Origin of the sequence: Kaistella flava (ex Peng et al. 2021) (assembly GCF_015191005.1) — a bacterium.
Taxonomy (GTDB): domain Bacteria; phylum Bacteroidota; class Bacteroidia; order Flavobacteriales; family Weeksellaceae; genus Kaistella; species Kaistella flava.
On record NZ_CP040442.1, the window covers coordinates 2,617,209 to 2,633,879 of the forward strand.

At 35.9% G+C, this 16,671-nt stretch carries 15 protein-coding genes; 8 read left to right on the plus strand and 7 right to left on the minus strand.

Annotated features, from left to right (window positions below; all coding sequences use genetic code 11):
- Positions 1-12: 12 nt before the first annotated feature.
- From Q73A0000_RS11615 to Q73A0000_RS11635, 5 genes are all read left to right on the plus strand, one after another.
- Complete coding sequence (locus Q73A0000_RS11615; protein WP_193811105.1) at positions 13-402, plus strand: DUF4293 family protein; 390 nt, start codon at positions 13-15, stop codon at positions 400-402.
- Positions 403-498: 96 nt separating this feature from the next.
- Positions 499-1,422: a M28 family metallopeptidase gene (locus Q73A0000_RS11620; RefSeq protein WP_193811106.1), complete on the plus strand. Its 924-nt coding sequence runs from the start codon at positions 499-501 to the stop codon at positions 1,420-1,422.
- Positions 1,423-1,471: 49 nt separating this feature from the next.
- Positions 1,472-3,310 carry an ABC transporter ATP-binding protein gene (locus Q73A0000_RS11625; protein WP_193811107.1) on the plus strand — a complete coding sequence of 613 codons (1,839 nt, stop codon included), beginning with the start codon at positions 1,472-1,474 and terminating at the stop codon, positions 3,308-3,310.
- A 9-nt stretch (positions 3,311-3,319) separates the two neighbouring features.
- Positions 3,320-3,700, plus strand: coding sequence for an energy transducer TonB (locus Q73A0000_RS11630; RefSeq protein WP_193811108.1), 381 nt, complete (start codon positions 3,320-3,322; stop codon positions 3,698-3,700).
- Positions 3,701-3,727: 27 nt separating this feature from the next.
- Positions 3,728-4,138: an energy transducer TonB gene (locus tag Q73A0000_RS11635; protein ID WP_193811109.1), complete on the plus strand. Its 411-nt coding sequence runs from the start codon at positions 3,728-3,730 to the stop codon at positions 4,136-4,138.
- Positions 4,139-4,182: 44 nt separating this feature from the next.
- On the opposite strand, the gene mutS is transcribed toward Q73A0000_RS11635, so the two are convergent.
- Positions 4,183-6,768 carry a DNA mismatch repair protein MutS gene (gene mutS, locus Q73A0000_RS11640; protein WP_193811110.1) on the minus strand — a complete coding sequence of 862 codons (2,586 nt, stop codon included), beginning with the start codon at positions 6,766-6,768 and terminating at the stop codon, positions 4,183-4,185.
- A gap of 73 nt (positions 6,769-6,841) precedes the next feature.
- Between mutS and Q73A0000_RS11645 the strand changes: the two genes are divergently transcribed.
- Complete coding sequence (locus Q73A0000_RS11645; protein ID WP_193811111.1) at positions 6,842-7,378, plus strand: RNA methyltransferase; 537 nt, start codon at positions 6,842-6,844, stop codon at positions 7,376-7,378.
- Positions 7,379-7,450: 72 nt separating this feature from the next.
- Here Q73A0000_RS11645 and Q73A0000_RS11650 read toward each other — a convergent pair whose 3' ends face one another.
- From Q73A0000_RS11650 to Q73A0000_RS11670, 5 genes are all read right to left on the minus strand, one after another.
- Positions 7,451-7,975 (minus strand): 2'-5' RNA ligase family protein, encoded by a 525-nt coding sequence (locus Q73A0000_RS11650; protein ID WP_193811112.1) that lies wholly within the window; start codon positions 7,973-7,975, stop codon positions 7,451-7,453.
- Between the two features lie 35 nt (positions 7,976-8,010).
- On the minus strand, positions 8,011-9,420 hold the full coding sequence (locus tag Q73A0000_RS11655; RefSeq protein ID WP_193811113.1) for an efflux transporter outer membrane subunit: 1,410 nt from the start codon (positions 9,418-9,420) through the stop codon (positions 8,011-8,013).
- Positions 9,421-9,453: 33 nt separating this feature from the next.
- Complete coding sequence (locus Q73A0000_RS11660) at positions 9,454-12,603, minus strand: efflux RND transporter permease subunit (protein ID WP_193811114.1); 3,150 nt, start codon at positions 12,601-12,603, stop codon at positions 9,454-9,456.
- A 4-nt stretch (positions 12,604-12,607) separates the two neighbouring features.
- On the minus strand, positions 12,608-13,837 hold the full coding sequence (locus Q73A0000_RS11665; protein WP_193811115.1) for an efflux RND transporter periplasmic adaptor subunit: 1,230 nt from the start codon (positions 13,835-13,837) through the stop codon (positions 12,608-12,610).
- A 62-nt stretch (positions 13,838-13,899) separates the two neighbouring features.
- Entirely contained in the window at positions 13,900-14,343 is a 444-nt protein-coding gene (locus tag Q73A0000_RS11670) for a transcriptional regulator (protein ID WP_193811116.1), read from the minus strand.
- A 195-nt stretch (positions 14,344-14,538) separates the two neighbouring features.
- Here Q73A0000_RS11670 and Q73A0000_RS11675 point away from each other — a divergent pair, with 195 nt between their 5' ends.
- Together Q73A0000_RS11675 and Q73A0000_RS11680 are read left to right on the plus strand one after the other, a co-directional pair.
- Positions 14,539-14,862, plus strand: a complete 324-nt coding sequence (locus tag Q73A0000_RS11675) for a translation initiation factor (RefSeq protein ID WP_193813714.1) — start codon at positions 14,539-14,541, stop codon at positions 14,860-14,862.
- 213 nt (positions 14,863-15,075) lie between these two features.
- Positions 15,076-15,930: a nucleoside phosphorylase gene (locus tag Q73A0000_RS11680; RefSeq protein ID WP_193811117.1), complete on the plus strand. Its 855-nt coding sequence runs from the start codon at positions 15,076-15,078 to the stop codon at positions 15,928-15,930.
- A gap of 134 nt (positions 15,931-16,064) precedes the next feature.
- On the opposite strand, the gene Q73A0000_RS11685 is transcribed toward Q73A0000_RS11680, so the two are convergent.
- Entirely contained in the window at positions 16,065-16,619 is a 555-nt protein-coding gene (locus tag Q73A0000_RS11685; protein WP_193811118.1) for a DNA-3-methyladenine glycosylase I, read from the minus strand.
- Positions 16,620-16,671: the final 52 nt, after the last annotated feature.

Consider the following 16,671-nt stretch of genomic DNA (forward strand, 5'->3'; position numbering starts at 1 on the left):
GAATAGAATAATATGTTGCAAAGAATACAGACCGTTTGGATATTTCTGGCGATTATAGGCGCCGTTTTTTTATTTGTTACAGGTCAGGACTTTTCCCTTTTTGGATCCACACCTTTTATATCTGTAGCTTGTGTGATTCTCGTATTATTTGGATTCATCAGTATCTTAAGTTATAAAGACCGCAAAAGACAAATCCAGCTGAATAACATCAGTATGATTATAAACGCTTTGTTGCTCGGTTTATTGGCGTATTGGCTACTCACTTTATCCGGAGGAATTAATTTTCCTGAGAAGGGTATTGAGCCTGTTTTCCCGTTATTATCTATTATATGTTTGCTCATTGCAAATGTATATATCCGGAAAGACGAAAGGCTCGTAAAATCTGTGGACAGACTCCGTTAGACTTACAACGATTTTTTTTGAGTGAAACAGTTCCTTTTGGGGAGCTGTTTTTTTATCTTTTCATTTAAATTTTTATCTTTAACAAATAAACTCAACATGAAAAAAGTTCTCCTTCTTTTTGTAATCGGTACTTCCTCATTATTATTTTCCCAACAAGTTTCAAAGAAAAGAGTCATCGAAGTCTTATCCCACTTAGCATCTGACGAAATGAAAGGTCGCGATATCGGAACTCCCGAAAATGATTCCGCGGCAGTTTATATTGCTAAACAATTCGCAGACAATAAATTAAGTTACTGTATTGGCGATTCCTATTTAATTCCATTTGAATACAAAGGCAAAATCGTTTATAATGTATGTGGAATTAAAAAAGGGAAATCTGAAAAAACTCTCGCTTTCTCTGCACATTTTGATCATATCGGCACAAGCGAAAACACCGAGGATAAAGTATTTAATGGCGCTGATGACAATGCAAGTGGCGTAACTGCAATCATCGGTTTAGCAGATTACTTTAAAACAAAAAAATCAGATTTTTCTCTAATGTATATCGCATTTAATGGTGAAGAAAAAGGAATGAAAGGATCGAAAGCGATTGTTGAAATTCCAGATTTGCAGGAACAACAGCAGAATATTGCGGCATTGTTTAATTTTGAAATGATTGCGACGGTTTCTCAATTTGGCCCGAACACCTTATATATGACTGGTGACGAATTTTCAGACTTGGATGAACTTTTCAACGAGAAGGCTGTAAACAATTTAAAAATCCAGCCTGATCCCTACAAAAAACAACAACTTTTTTATCGCTCCGACAATGTAAGTTTTGTAAAAAAGAAAATAATAGCACATTCATTATCAACTGTTGATATGACCAAAGCAAAACATTATCATCAGTTGAACGACGATTTAGAAATTGTAGATTTCGATAATTTAACGCAAATCATTAATAATTTTGGTAAAACGATAGAGAAATTAACTCCTAAGAATTTCGCTCCAAAATATACTGACAAAGTCAATTTCAATTAATCAAACGCACAATTGAAAATTCCGTAAATTCGCCACCTAATTTCACTTAATGAAACCTTTCCAAAGAATACTCTTTTTCGCAAAACCGCATCAGAAATATCTATTCATCAGCATGTTTTGCAACATCATGTACTCGGTACTCAATATTTTTTCTGTAGCAACAATGCTCCCAATTTTAGGATTAATGTTTGGAACGGTAGAGAAAGTTGATACTTCAAAACCACCAGTTAACTCAGGAAGACTGGTTGATTTCTTCGGCTACGCAAAGGATTGGGCGTATTACACCATTCAGACGAAAATTGATAATCATGGCGCCGTAAAAGTTCTGGCAATTCTTTGTGCTATCACTGCGACAGCTTTCTTGCTTAGAAATCTATTTCGTTATTTAGGTGCTTATCTCTTAGTTAATTACCGTGTTGGAATTACTAAAGATTTGCGAACTGCGATGTATGATAAATTCTTAAAATTGCCTGTTTCATTTTTTACTGAAAAAAGAAAAGGAGATATGATGTCGAGAATTTCAAATGATATCGGAAGTGTAGAAAGTGGAATTATGGGAAGCTTGGTAGACATCATCAACTCTCCATTTATGATTATCACTTCGCTGATTACACTGTTTATCCTTTCACCACAACTAACTTTATTTTCTCTACTCGTTTTTCCGGTTATGGGCGGGATTATTGCCTGGGTTGGAAAAAGTTTGAAAAGACAAGCGACGGCTGCACAAGAGGAATTAGGGAATTTATTTTCTTTGGTTGATGAAACCTTAAAATCTTCGAAAGTCATTAAAATTTTCAATGCCGATAAAATCCTAAAAAACAGATTTAACAGCACCACTGACAATTGGAAGAAATATGCCATCGGAATGAGTCGTCGTCGGGAAATGGCTTCACCAATGAGTGAGTTTCTAGGTTCTGTAACCATTTTAATTATCACTTGGTTTGCGGGTGTTCAAATCCTTACTTCACAAACCATGGAGCCGGAAACTTTCCTGGTTTTCATCGGAATGTTTTTTCAAATTCTGGATCCAGCAAAAAAACTATCGAGTGCTATTTCTAATATCCAAGGTGGAATGGCGAGTTTAGATCGTGTTGCAGAAGTTTTGGATTACGATTTAAAAGTAGATGAAATTGAAAATCCAGTTCCAGTTTCTACTTTAAAAAATCAGATTGAATTTAAAAATATCGGTTTTTATTACGATAAAGATAATGTGATATTAAAGAATTTTAATCTTATTCTTCCGAAAGGAAAAACCATCGCTCTGGTAGGACAATCCGGTTCTGGAAAAACGACGATTGCCAATTTGTTAGCCCGTTTTTACGATGTTTCTGAAGGCGAAATTTTAGTTGATGGCGAGAATATTAAAAACTTAAAAGTGACCGATTACCGTCATCTTCTGGGAATGGTTACGCAGGAATCCGTTTTATTTAATGATTCGGTTTTCAATAATATATTGATGGGGAAACCCGATGCTACCGAAGAAGAAGTGATGGCTGCAGCGAAAATTGCAAACGCACACGAATTCATCGATCATCTTCCAGAAAAATATTACACCAATATCGGTGACGACGGAAATAAATTATCGGGCGGACAAAAACAAAGAGTTTCAATTGCGAGAGCAGTTCTAAAGAATCCACCAATTATGATTCTGGATGAAGCAACTTCTGCTTTAGATACTGAAAGTGAAAGATTCGTGCAGGACGCTTTAGAAAAAATGATGGAAAACCGAACTTCGCTTGTCATTGCTCACCGACTTTCAACCATTCAAAAAGCAGACTGGATTGTTGTTATGGAACGCGGAGTTATCATCGAGCAAGGTACTCATCAAGAATTATACGACAAAAACGGGGTGTATAGAAAACTGGTTGATTTGCAGAATTTTGAGTAAAATATAACTATGAAAAAACTCGTTTTATTACTTACACTTCTTATCTCCGGGTTTGTTTTTTCGCAAGAAAGTACAAAAGATGCTTATGCCATTACCGAACAAATGGCTGAATTCCCAGACGGCGGTTTGCAAAATTTCCGCAAAATGATTGCAGATAATTTCAGAGAAAAAAAAGTTAGAGGTCAGGGAAAAGAATCTTGTGAACTCCAATTTGTGATCGAAAGAGACGGATCCATTACTGATATAAAAGCAATCGGAACAAATGAAAGTTTTAACAAAGAAGCAATTCGTGCCCTTTCTAAAATAAAAACAAAGTGGGTTCCAGCTAAAATTGACAATCAACCAGTTCGATACCGATATCGAGTTCCTTTAAATCTGGATTTTAACTAGGGGTCAATTCCTAACCACTTTTTTATTATGAAGAAAAAACAATTTTTAATTATATTTCTATTTTTTAGTTCATTCTTTTTCGCCCAGAAAACTACTAAAACTTCTCCACTACCGAATAGAGATGTAATATTAGAGGGTGAGGTAATTCCAGCCACTTTTCCAGAGGGTAACGAAGCATTCAGCCAATTGGTTTATTCTGGTTTTATAACTGAAAATATTGACTGCAACCAAAGTGGCATGCAAAGAACAAGGATTGAATTTATTATAGAAAGAAATGGTGCTCTAATGGATGTAAAAGCAACTGGCAGCAATCAAAAACTTAACAAAGAAGCAATTCGAGTGGTGAGATCAATCCAACAAAGATGGAATCCAGCAACTCTTGATGGAGCAAATGTAAGATCGCACTTCACGCAGTATTTTACGATCGTCTGCGAATAAATTCATCATTTTTCCACTGAATACTAATTCGGATCCCAGCGATTTTATCGCCCAATCATTTTCTTAATCGAATTCAACTTCATTAACGCTTCAATCGGCGTCAAAGTATTAATATCAATCTTTAGCAATTCTTCCCGAATATTTTCTAAAACTGGATCATCTAATTGAAAGAAAGAAAGTTGCAGACTTTCATCGGTAATCGCTTTTGCAGAATCTTTGGAACCACTGTGAGAACGGCTTTTTTCTAAAGTTTTCAAAACTTCGTTGGCACGGTTTACTACTTTTGCAGGCATTCCAGCCAACTTTGCCACGTGAATACCGAAACTGTGTTCACTTCCGCCAGACAATAATTTCCGAAGAAAAATAATACTTCCTTTATGTTCCTGAATCGAAACGTGGAAGTTTTTAATTCTTTCAAAATTAACCGTCATTTCATTGAGTTCATGATAATGCGTGGCAAATAAAGTTTTCGGTTGCGTTGGATGTTGATGCAGATATTCCGCAATCGCCCAAGCAATCGAAACTCCGTCATAAGTTGAAGTTCCACGTCCGATTTCGTCTAATAGGATTAAACTTCTTTCAGAAATATTATTTAAGATATTCGCGGCTTCATTCATTTCCACCATGAACGTTGATTCGCCGGAAGAAATATTATCGGTCGCTCCAACTCTTGTAAATATTTTATCTAAAACTCCGATCTCTGCGTGTTTTGCCGGAACAAAACTTCCGATTTGTGCCATTAAACAAATGATTGCAGTTTGTCTTAATATCGCCGATTTACCCGCCATATTCGGACCGGTAACCATAATAATCTGTTGCGAATCTTTCGCTAAAAACAAATCATTCGGAATATATTTTTCACCCAAAGGCAAAGCATTTTCGATAATCGGATGTCGCGCTTCTTTTAAATCAATTTCAAAACCTTCATTTAAAACCGGTTTCGTATAAGATTCAGAAACAGCAAGTTCTGATAATCCAACTCCACAATCCAATTCAGCAATAATTCTCGAATTTTCCTGAATTTGATCGATGTAAATCATCACATTTTCGCAAACTTTCCGGTATAACAAATGTTCGATTTTTGAAATCTTTTCTTCCGCACCGAGAATTTGCTCTTCGTATTCTTTCAGTTCTTCGGTGATGTATCTTTCAGCATTCACCAAGGTTTGCTTGCGAATCCAGTCTTCCGGAACTTTATCTTTATGAGAATTTCTAACTTCAATGAAATAGCCGAAAACGTTATTGAAATTAATTTTCAAACTTGTGATTCCGGTGCGTTTCACCTCACGGTCACACATTTCATCAAGAAAACCTTTTCCTTTGCTTTGAAGTCCGCGCAAATGGTCGAGTTCTTCTGAAATGCCGGTTTTAATTACATTCCCTTTTGAAATATTAACGGGAAGTTCTTCATTCAAATAATTAATTAAATATTCAATGAGTTCATCCAAATTAATCAGCGGCGATAACCAAGTCAAAACCTCACCGTGAGGCTGAAGTAATTCTTTAATATTTCGAATATTAATCAAACTTTGACGAAGGTAACCGAGTTCTTTCGGTGAAATTTTTTCTGAAGCCAATTTTCCCATCAAACGGTCTAAATCTGAAATCGATTTTAATAATTGTAAAATCTCATATTTCAGATTTTCTTCTTTATTAAAAAATTCAATTAAATCTAATCTTCTGTTGATTTCATTGACGGATTTTAAAGGCAAAATCAATCTTCTTCTTAACAATCTTCCTCCCATCGGAGTTGAAGTTTTATCGATAATATCGAGCAAAGATTTTCCAGTCTGGTGACTTGAGTAAACGATTTCTAAATTGCGCAACGTAAAATGATCCATCATCAGATAATCATCTTTCGGAATCAGTTTTATTTTTGTAATATGCTGTAAAAGTGCATGGTGCGTATCTTCAACTAAATAAGCAAAGATAGCGCCGGCTGCGACAATTCCTAATTTTAAATCTTCAATTCCGAAACCTTTTAATGAATTGGTTTTGAAATGATTGGTCAGTTTTTCGTAGGCATAATTGTATTGAAAAGCCCAGTCTTCCAATTTAAAAGAATTGCGGTTTTTCAATTGCGCAGGAAGTTCTGTAGTTCTTTGATAAATAATTTCACTCGGATCAAAAGTTCCGACGATATGAAGCAGTTGTTCAAGATTTCCTTCTGAAGTTAAAAATTCTCCAGTCGAAACATCAACCAAAGCCAGTCCGTATTTCTCTTTTTGTTTATGAATAGAAAGTAGAAAGTTATTTTTCTTGGAAGTTAAAACCTGTTCGTTAAACGTTACGCCGGGAGTGACCAATTCAGTCACGCCACGTTTTACAATTCCTTTCACGCCTTTTGGATCTTCCAATTGATCACAAATCGCAACACGAAGTCCGGCTCTCACGAGTTTTGGCAAATAAGTATCAACTGAATGATGTGGAAATCCGGCAAGTTCGATATGACCTTCACCGTTTGCTCTTTTCGTCAAAACGATTCCTAAAATCTGCGAGGTTCGAATCGCATCTGTCCCGAAAGTTTCGTAAAAATCTCCCACTCTAAATAGCAAAAGCGCATCAGGATATTTCGCCTTGATGGTATTGTACTGCGTCATTAAAGGAGTTTCTTTCTTTTCTTTAGCCACGGACTTGAGTTTAAAAATTATTTAACTTAAAACATTAAGATTGAAAAACCTTAATTTTGCCAAAAATACGAAAATGTCATCCACAAAGAAACTGAAACTCGAAGAATTAGGCAGAATAGATATCGAAACCTTTAAAGAGACCAAAAAAACGCCGCTTGTTGTGGTTTTAGATAATGTTCGAAGCATGCATAATGTTGGTGCGATTTTCAGAACGGCAGATGCTTTCTTAATTGAAAAGGTTGTCTTGTGTGGAATTACACCGCAACCGCCACATCGTGAGATTCACAAAGCCGCTTTGGGCGCAACAGAAAGCGTGGATTGGGTTTATGAAAGAGATATTGCAGAAGCACTACAAAATCTAAAAAAGGAAAACTTTAAAATTGTTGGAATCGAGCAAACGACGAGTTCGGAAATCATCACCGATTATCCCATTAATAAAGATGAAAAATACGCTTTGGTTTTAGGAAATGAGGTTGATGGATTAAGCGACGAAGCACTTTCGTATTACGATACTTTCCTGGAAATTCCGCAGTTGGGAACAAAACACTCTTTGAATGTTTCTGTTTGTGGTGGAATTGTGATGTGGGAATTCTTTAAATATTTAAAATAAAAAATTGCCACGAATGCACGAATAAGTTTTAAACAAATCTAAAATATTCGTGCATTCGTGCCAAATAAATAATCAATTCAAATATTTGATTTTAAGAAGATTCCACTTTTTATTTTCATGTTTGAAAAGACAGATCTTGTCTACTAAAAAAGAATCTTCGAAAGTTTTTGTTTGGTATTCTTCCCAAGCTTTCTGAAAATTTTTAGGACTTAAATCTTTGTATGCAACCGTAAGATGAGGATGGATTTTTGCATAAGAATGAAATTTCATACTTGGCTGAACCTCATCATATAACTGCTGAAGTTCGGTTGAACTTTCGGGCTTTATAAAAATAACCGGTTTGTCTTTATTTGGAAAACATCCGAAGTTTTTAAGATTCACCTCAAAAGTAAAGGATTTCAAATTCATTACAGAAAAATTTTCCACCAAAACGTCTTCCTGATTTTCATCGAAATGAAAAGGTTTGATCAAAGTGATATGAGGGAAATTTTCAAATGACTTTACAGAATTAAACCGTTCAGCAAAATCTTTACTGAAAACTCTGGCTTTCTGACGAAGTTCCTTATGCGGAACAACTGCAATAAAATATAAACTCATTTGAAAAATTTCAATCCCTCTTTCACTTTTAGAAATTACCTCCAGCCACCGCCTAATGCTCTGTATAATTCAATTCCTGCATCTAATTTAGAATATTCAGCAGTTGAAATATTCAATTCAGCATTCAGTTGATTGACGCTTGCATTGATGACTTCCAGATAGTTTGCCATTCCGTAATTCACCAATTCCTGGGAATAGTTCACGGAGTTTTTATAGGCGTCTCTTTCTTTCTTTTTTAAATTAATGAAACCGTCTTGCGACTGATAAATTTTCAATGCATCAGAAACTTCTCTTCCGGCATTTAATAATGATTTTCTAAAGTTCAGATAAGCAATTTCTTTTTGTGCTAAACTAACTTCATACTGCGTTTTGATCTGTCTCTTATTTAAAATCGGTTGTGCTAAACCTGCGACAACATTAGCAAAAAGAGAACTTGCACTGAACAACTGATCCAAATCTTTGGACGCAATCCCAGCACTTCCGGTCAATCTTAAACTTGGGTAAAATTGTGCTTTCGCGGAATTCGTTAATTCAAAAGCATTCATCAGATTGTATTCAGCAGCTTTCACATCTGGACGATTCTCTAACAAATTGGCTGGATAACCCAACTTCAAACTCACCGGCATTTTCTGCGCAGCAATACTGGTTCTTTCAATCGAATGAGCAGGTTCGCCCATCAAAACACTTAGCGTATTTTCGAGCAAAGCAATCTGAACATCAATATTTATCAACATCGATTCTGCATTGAAAACCAACGCTTCACTTTGCTGAACTGCGACTTCAGTTACCGTTCCGGCATCTTTCAACGCTTTGGTGGTTTCATAGTTTTTGTTTCTTAAAATAATGGTTTCATTGATGATTCTTTTTTGATCATCAAAAGTTAAAAGCTGGTAATAAGCCGAAGCTATGGACGCAACCAAATCACTTTTCACGGCTTGATGTGCTGCAACAGTTCCCAAATAACTGGCTAATTGTGCTTTTTGCTGTGCTTTCAGTTTTCCCCAAATATCCAATTCCAAACCAACATTTGCCGTGATATCGAATTGATTACCGTAAACTCTTTGACCCAAAAGCTTCCCCGACTGGGTATTCAAAGATTGAGTTTGAAACGTATAATTCGGACCTGCAGAAAGGGTTGGCAAATAGGCCGCTTTACTTTGCTTTAAATAAGAATCCGCTGCATTGATATTTTGCAGCGCGACTCTTACATCTAAATTATTTTCTAAGGCTTTCGCAATATGCTTTTGCAAAACTGGATCGGTGAAAATTTCTCTCCACGAAACAGTTGCCATACTTACTGAATCTTTCGGTAATAAATCGGTGCGGAAAAGATTTTCGCTGATGACTTCTTTCGGTCTTTCATATTTCTCGCGCGTCATACATGAAGTAAGAACGAACGCTGAAAAGACAACTGAAAGTGTTTTTATATTGAAGTATTTATTCATTTTTTTTTTTTCATAAAAGTTTTTGACTTTCAATTATTCTCCGAGGTTGATTTCTTTGTCTTTCAGTGGAACAACTTTCTCCTGAAGATATTGGAAAATCACGTACAATACAGGAATTGCAATCAGTCCAAAGAAAGTCCCGATTAATAATCCTGAAGCAGCACCCGTTGCGATAGAACGGTTACCAACAGAACCAATTCCGGTTGCAAACACCAATGGAATCATCCCAAAGATAAAGGCAAATGAAGTCATCAAAATCGGACGTAACCTTGCTTTTGCAGCATTAATCGCAGACATGGCAATTGATTCACCATGATGACGCCGTTGTACCGCAAACTCTACAATCAAAATTGCATTCTTTGCCAACAAACCAATCAACATGATAATCGCAATCTGGAAATAAATATTATTTTCTAATCCGAAAATACGCTGTCCGAAAAATGCTCCAATTACTCCCAAAGGCAATGAGAACAATACTGAAAACGGAAGTAAATAACTTTCGTACTGTGCAGCCAAAATAAAGTAAACGAATAGGAAACTCAATAGGAACACAACATAGGTTTGAGAACCTGCTTTCATTTCTTCTTTCGTTAATCCTGTAAACTCAACATCGTAATTGGCTGGCAAATTGGCTGCAGCAACTTCTTGCACCGCTTTAATTGCATCACCTGTAGAATAACCAGGATTACTGGAACCATTGATTGCTACTGAAGTAAATAGATTGTAACGCTCCAGCGATTGTGGACCAAAACTTTTTTCCAAAGTAACAAACTGTGAAATAGGCGCCATCGCTCCTGAATTGGTTTTTACAAAAATAGAGTTCAAATTTTCCGGGGATTTTCTGTTATCCGGTAATGCTTGAATCATTACTCTAAACTGTTTCCCATATTTGGTAAAATCAGAAGAGTAAATTCCACCGATATAACCTTGCATTGTACTCAAAATACTGTTCAAAGTAACACCACTTTCTTTTGCCCGAGGCACATTAACCACCATCTCATACTGTGGATAGTTGGTGTTAAAGGATGTTGAAGCAAACTGAATTTCTGGTCTTTGCATTAATGCTCCAACAAAATTTTGAGTTACTTTATTCAATTCATTAATATCACCTCCCGATTTATCCAATAAAACGGTGGAGAAACCATCACTGGTTCCAAATCCTGGTACACTTGGTGGAGAGAAGAAAATAATCTTCGCATCCGGATATTTACCTGCTATTCCAAAAAGTCTTTTAGTAATATCATCTACACTTTCACCTTGTGCTTTTCCGCGCTCTTTAAAAGGTTTTAGCTTAACGAATGCCTGACCAACGTTGGAACCTTGTCCTGACATAAATCCTCTACTCGCTGTAAAAGTAACGTTTTGAACTCCTGGAATTTTTCTTGCTTCTTCCTGTAAATCCTTTAATACATTATAGGTTCTTTCCATTGAAGCACCTGGTGGCAATTGAATATCTGCAAAGAGAATTCCACGGTCTTCTTTAGGAATAAATCCTGTAGGCATCGTTGAATTTGCCCACCAGAAAGTAACTCCACCAGCGGCGAAAATGATCAGCGTAACCCATTTATGTTTTAAAAGATATTTGAATGACTGTCCATATTTTTTAGTTCCGGCATTAAATCCAGTATTAAATTTGGTAAAGAATTTTTGCATCACATTCATGCTTGCATATTCTTGAGAATGATGTGCTGGCGGTTTAAGGAACATCGCACAAAGCACAGGACTTAATGTTAATGCATTAACGGCTGAAATTAAAATTGCAATAATTAAGGTAATCCCAAATTGCTGATAAAAAACTCCAGTTGGTCCTTTAAGGAAAGTTACCGGAATAAATACCGCCGCCATTACCAAAGTAATTGAAATAATCGCTCCTGTAATTTCATCCATCGCTTCTACTGTTGCTTTTTTGGCATCAGTAATCCCGCCTTCCATTTTTGCGTGAACGGCCTCTACGACGACAATCGCATCATCGACGACAATCCCGATAGCAAGAACCAAAGCAAAAAGCGTCAACAAGTTAAGTGAATAACCAAATAAATTCAGGAAGAAGAATGTTCCAATAATCGAAACAGGAACTGCAATTGCTGGAATTAAAGTAGATCTAAAATCCTGAAGGAAAATAAAAACTACTAAAAACACCAATATAAAGGCCTCAATCAAAGTGGTAATTACTTTATGAATAGAAGCATCCAGGAATTCGTTTGTATCAAAGTTAATGGTATATCCAACTCCTTCTGGAAAAGTTTTTTCGGTGGCATCCAAAAAGACTTTAATATTTTTAATAATTTCCTGCGCATTGGAACCTGGTGTTTGGAAGATTCCCATACTGATAGCACGGCGTCCATTATTTTCACCAATTCCGGCATACGATTGAGAATCCAATTTAATTTCTGCAACATCTTTTAAACGAAGATATTCTCCATTTCCAAGTGCTCGCAAAATAATATTTTCAAACTGGTCAACTTCATTATATTTTCCTTTATACGTAATAATATATTGAAATGAACTTCCGCTGTTTTCACCTAATGCTCCGGCTGCTGCTTCTCTGGATTGATCATTGATCGCCGCAGAAACTTCGGAAGGCTCCAAACCATATGCGGCCATTTTTGCAGGATCCAACCAAATTCTCATGGAATAATTTTTTCCACCAAAAACCTGGGCATCACCAACACCATTAACCCTTTTCAATTCAGGAATAATATTAATGTTCATGTAATTCTGCAACCAAACCTCATTTAATTTAGGGTTTGCCGTATAGAAAGTCAAGAACATCAAAGCACTGGTTTGCTGCTTGCTCACCTGAACTCCGGATCTTGTAACCTCTGAAGGAAGAAGCGGAATTGCACGCTGAACCTGATTCTGCACATTCACCGCCGCGATATCTGGATCTATTCCCTGTTTAAAGAAAATCTGAATTGAGGCGGAACCGTTATTTCCGGCGGAAGAAGAAATGTAATCCATTCCTTCTACTCCATTCACCTGTTCTTCAATTGGAATAATTACACTGTTCATTACCGTTTGCGCATTTGCTCCGGTATAATTTGCTGAAATTCGCACAGTTGGCGGCGCAATATCAGGATACTGTGTGACCGGCAAAGATACCAATCCAAGTATTCCCAAAACAACAATCATGATGGAAATTACCGTGGATAAAACCGGTCTGTTTATAAATTTTTTTATCATCTTTTTAGAAAATCGGTTTTATAGCGTTAATGATATCATCGAATTTTTTCGGTTCTGGTTTAACAGGAGCTCCTGATTTTAAAGTTCCAACACCTTCTGCAACTACAACTTCTCCTTTTTCTGCACCATCCTTAATGATGACCATATTATTAACACGATCAATAACTGAAATCACAGCGCTTTTTGCAGTGTCTTGTTTTACTTTATAGACGTACACCAAACCTTGTTGTTCATAAGTCGCACTTTCTGGGATCACCAATGCGTTATCATATGCCACCGGAATTCTAATCTTCCCGCTGTTTCCGTTGCTCAAAAGCTTATCAGGATTCGGGAAAGAAACTCTAAACTGAATACTTCCGGTGTTAGGATCAATTTGACCTGTTGCCGCTTTCACATATCCTTTCTCTTTATAAACATCACCATTTGCCAATAATAATTCTACGGCTGGCATATTTTTTAATTTTTCTGGAACGCTGGCACCTACAGCATTTTTTAGAAAATCGAGGTACTGCTTTTCATTCATTGAAAAGTAAGCGTATAATTCGCTGGTATCAGAAACCGTTGAAATAGGAGTCGCATCTCCTGGACCAACCAAACTTCCGTTTCGGAAATTGATTTTTCCAATCACTCCAGAAATTGGAGCACGGATAACAGAGTAATCAACATTTGCCTGCGCACCTTGGTAATTAGCTTGTGCCTGTGCAACTCCAGCCGAAGCTTGTTGTTTTGCAGCAACCGCTTGTGCAACTTGAGCCTGTGCTCTGGCAAGATTCGCTTCTGCAGTTTGCAGTTGAACATTAGAAATAATATTTTTTTCTACCAACGGCCGAAGTTTATTCACTTCAACTTGCGCCGCGCTTACCGCAGATTGTGCAGCTTTTACATTTGCATCAGAAGCAGCAACACTTGATTGTGCAGCACCAACGCCAGCTTTTGCAGCATTCGCAGATTGACTTAAAGAATTAGTTTCTAATCTGAACAATGGTTGTCCTTTCGAAACGTATTGTCCTTCATCTACAAGAACTTGGGTGATATAACCTTGCATTTTCGCACGAACATCGTTATTTACACGACCTTCGATACTTGCCGGAAACGTAGAATATCCCGTAACATTTCTATTTTCAACTACAACGGTCGTTACAACTTTCGGTCCTTGCGGAGGTTTTTGATCTCCTTTTTTGCAGGATAAAACCGACAAAGCAGAGAAGGATAGTAGAATAATTTTATTTTTCATGAATCTTATTTTATAATTGGGCTTTATTAAATTCTTTATATGAAGTTCGTATTTCTGGTTTTTTAAAGTTGATCAAGAGAATCCTTTATATTGGTAATATTCTTTTTAAAGAGACTGGTATAAATTTCAAACTTCCGCAATGCTTCTTCATCACCTGTGTTTCGAAAGTCTTTCAGTTGATTTAAAATCAATAATTCTTTTTCCATTTTCTCGATAATTTCTTCAAATCGGAGTTTCATGTATTTTTCGTTCATCATGAAAAACCGTTTTCTTTCATCGATTTTATTGAAATCGGTAATAATATTTAGGTTTAAAAGTAAATTGAGGTTTGAAGAAATTGAACTTTTACTTGCGCAAAAAATCTCAACAAACTCATCAAAAGAAACACCATTCCTATCAAAATCAAAAATTAAATAGGAATAAATTTTCGCAGCAAGTGGCGGTAAATGGAAGGCTTCTCCATAAAATTTAACCATTTCACGAAAAATCTCTTTGTCAATTTTCATTATAAATTTAAAATATTAACCTGCAAAATTACTGTTTAGTTCGGAACAAAACGAACCAATATTAAACTTTAAGATTTTTTTATGATTTCCAATTCACTAATTTTTCAGTATTAAAATAGTAATAAAAGAAATTTTACAATTGGAAAAACAAGCCTTGTTAATTGAAATATAATTAAAATTGATTAATTTTGGTTGATGGATTTAAGAGATCAACTCAAAAATATGTTTCCTGAACACGAAGAACAGGATTTCGAAATGCCCGTAGAAAAGTTCGTACAGATAGAACCGCTCGTCTGTAAATTTGAAAAAAAAGGACGTCACGGTAAACCGGTGACTTTAGTTGAGGGTTTTGAAGGCAACGATGAAGAACTAAAAAAGATTTCAAAAAAACTGAAAACAACTTTAGGAATTGGTGGATCTGAAAAAGATGGAATCATCATCATTCAGGGTGATAACCGTGACAAAATTATGGTGATTTTGAAAGAAATGGGTTATAAGACGAAACGAGTTGGAGGTTAAGTGATGGATGATGGATGATGGATGATTACTTGAATATAAAAACAAATCTGCAGCCCGACTTGAGTGGAGCTCTTTTTTTGACGAGGAACGAGGAGGAAAAAAGCGGGAACGGAAGGCGGAAATGTCTGCCCTAAAAATCAATAATAGATTAGAAAGATTCAGCTTTGACAAATATCTACCCCAAATAATAATTTTAAAAACAAAAAATATAATATGCTTAATAAATTAGCTGCATCAGAATTGGTGCTCAATGACGACGGAAGTGTTTATCACTTGAACTTATTGCCAGAAGACATTGCTGGAAAAATCATGTTGGTTGGTGATCCTGACCGTGTTCCAAAAGTTTCTAAATATTTCGATAAGATTGAAATCAAGAAAAATAAAAGAGAATTTTATACGCATACCGGAACTTTGCGTGGCGAAAGAATCACGGTAATGTCAACCGGAATTGGAACTGAAAACATCGATATCGTGATGAACGAATTGGATGCTTTGGTGAATATTGATTTGAAGAATAAAGAATTTAAAACTGATCATACGGCTTTGGAACTTTTCAGAATGGGAACTTGCGGAAGTGTGAATCCTGATGTTGAAGTTGATAATATGTTGGTGACAGAAAATGTGGTTGGTCTTGATGGCTTACTTCATTTTTACCAAGATTATGCGTTTGAAAATGAATTCTCCAGAAACTTTATGGCGAAATTCCCCTACGAGAAAATTAAACCGATGTTGTATTTTTCTGATTGGGCAGCAGAAATGGGCGAATATTATAAGGATGCAAAATACCGAGGAAATACTGCAACTTTTCCAGGTTTCTATGCGCCACAGGGAAGACAGCTTCGTCTAAAGGCACTCGATGACAAGTTCTTGGAAACCTTAAATGATCTAGGTGTTAGCAATTTCGAGATGGAAACTTCGGCTATTTACGGTCTTTCTAAATTATTAGGACATAAAGCGATTACGGTAAATTCTGTTATTGCGAACAGAAGAAGAGGTGAGTTTTCTGCGGATCACGCTGCTTCTGAGAGAAATATGATTGAGTGGGTATTGGATCGGATTATTAAATAGATTTGTAAACCACATAGTCACAAAAGTTAAATTCTTGTCTAAAAAAGTGTTGGAAAGATCACAAAATAAAATAAGAGTTGATATATAGTTATCAGTGAAAAATCAAAATGCGGTTAAGAAGTTAGCCGCATTTTTTATTTACAATGACAATCCACCAAATGATCATTCACCATTCCAGTTGCTTGCATGTGCGCGTAAATCACAGTTGAACCCAGAAACTTAAATCCTCTTTTCTTTAAATCTTTTGATAAAGCATCTGAGATTTCCGTGGTTGCGGGAACATCTTTTAAAGTTTTTGGATGATTCACAATTGGGTGTCCATCGACAAAACTCCAGATATAATTTGAAAAACTGCCGAATTCTTTTTGTATTTCCTGAAACTTTTGAGCATTATTGATGGTTGCCAAAATCTTTAATCTATTTCTTATAATTCCAGCGTTATTCATTAACTCTTCTACTTTTTCATCAGAATAGTTTGCAATTTTTTTATAATTAAATTGATCAAAAGCTTCTGTGAAATTTTCTCTTTTCTTTAAAATCGTATACCAGGAAAGTCCAGCCTGAAAACTTTCTAAAACTAAAAATTCAAAAATAGTTTCATCATCATAAATCGGCTTTCCCCATTCTTCATCGTGATACTTTCTATAGAGATCATCTTTCTCGCACCAACCACAACGCACTATTTCCATTTGTTTTCTTTGATATCAAAAATAGAAAACTAAAGGTTCACATCAATCATTT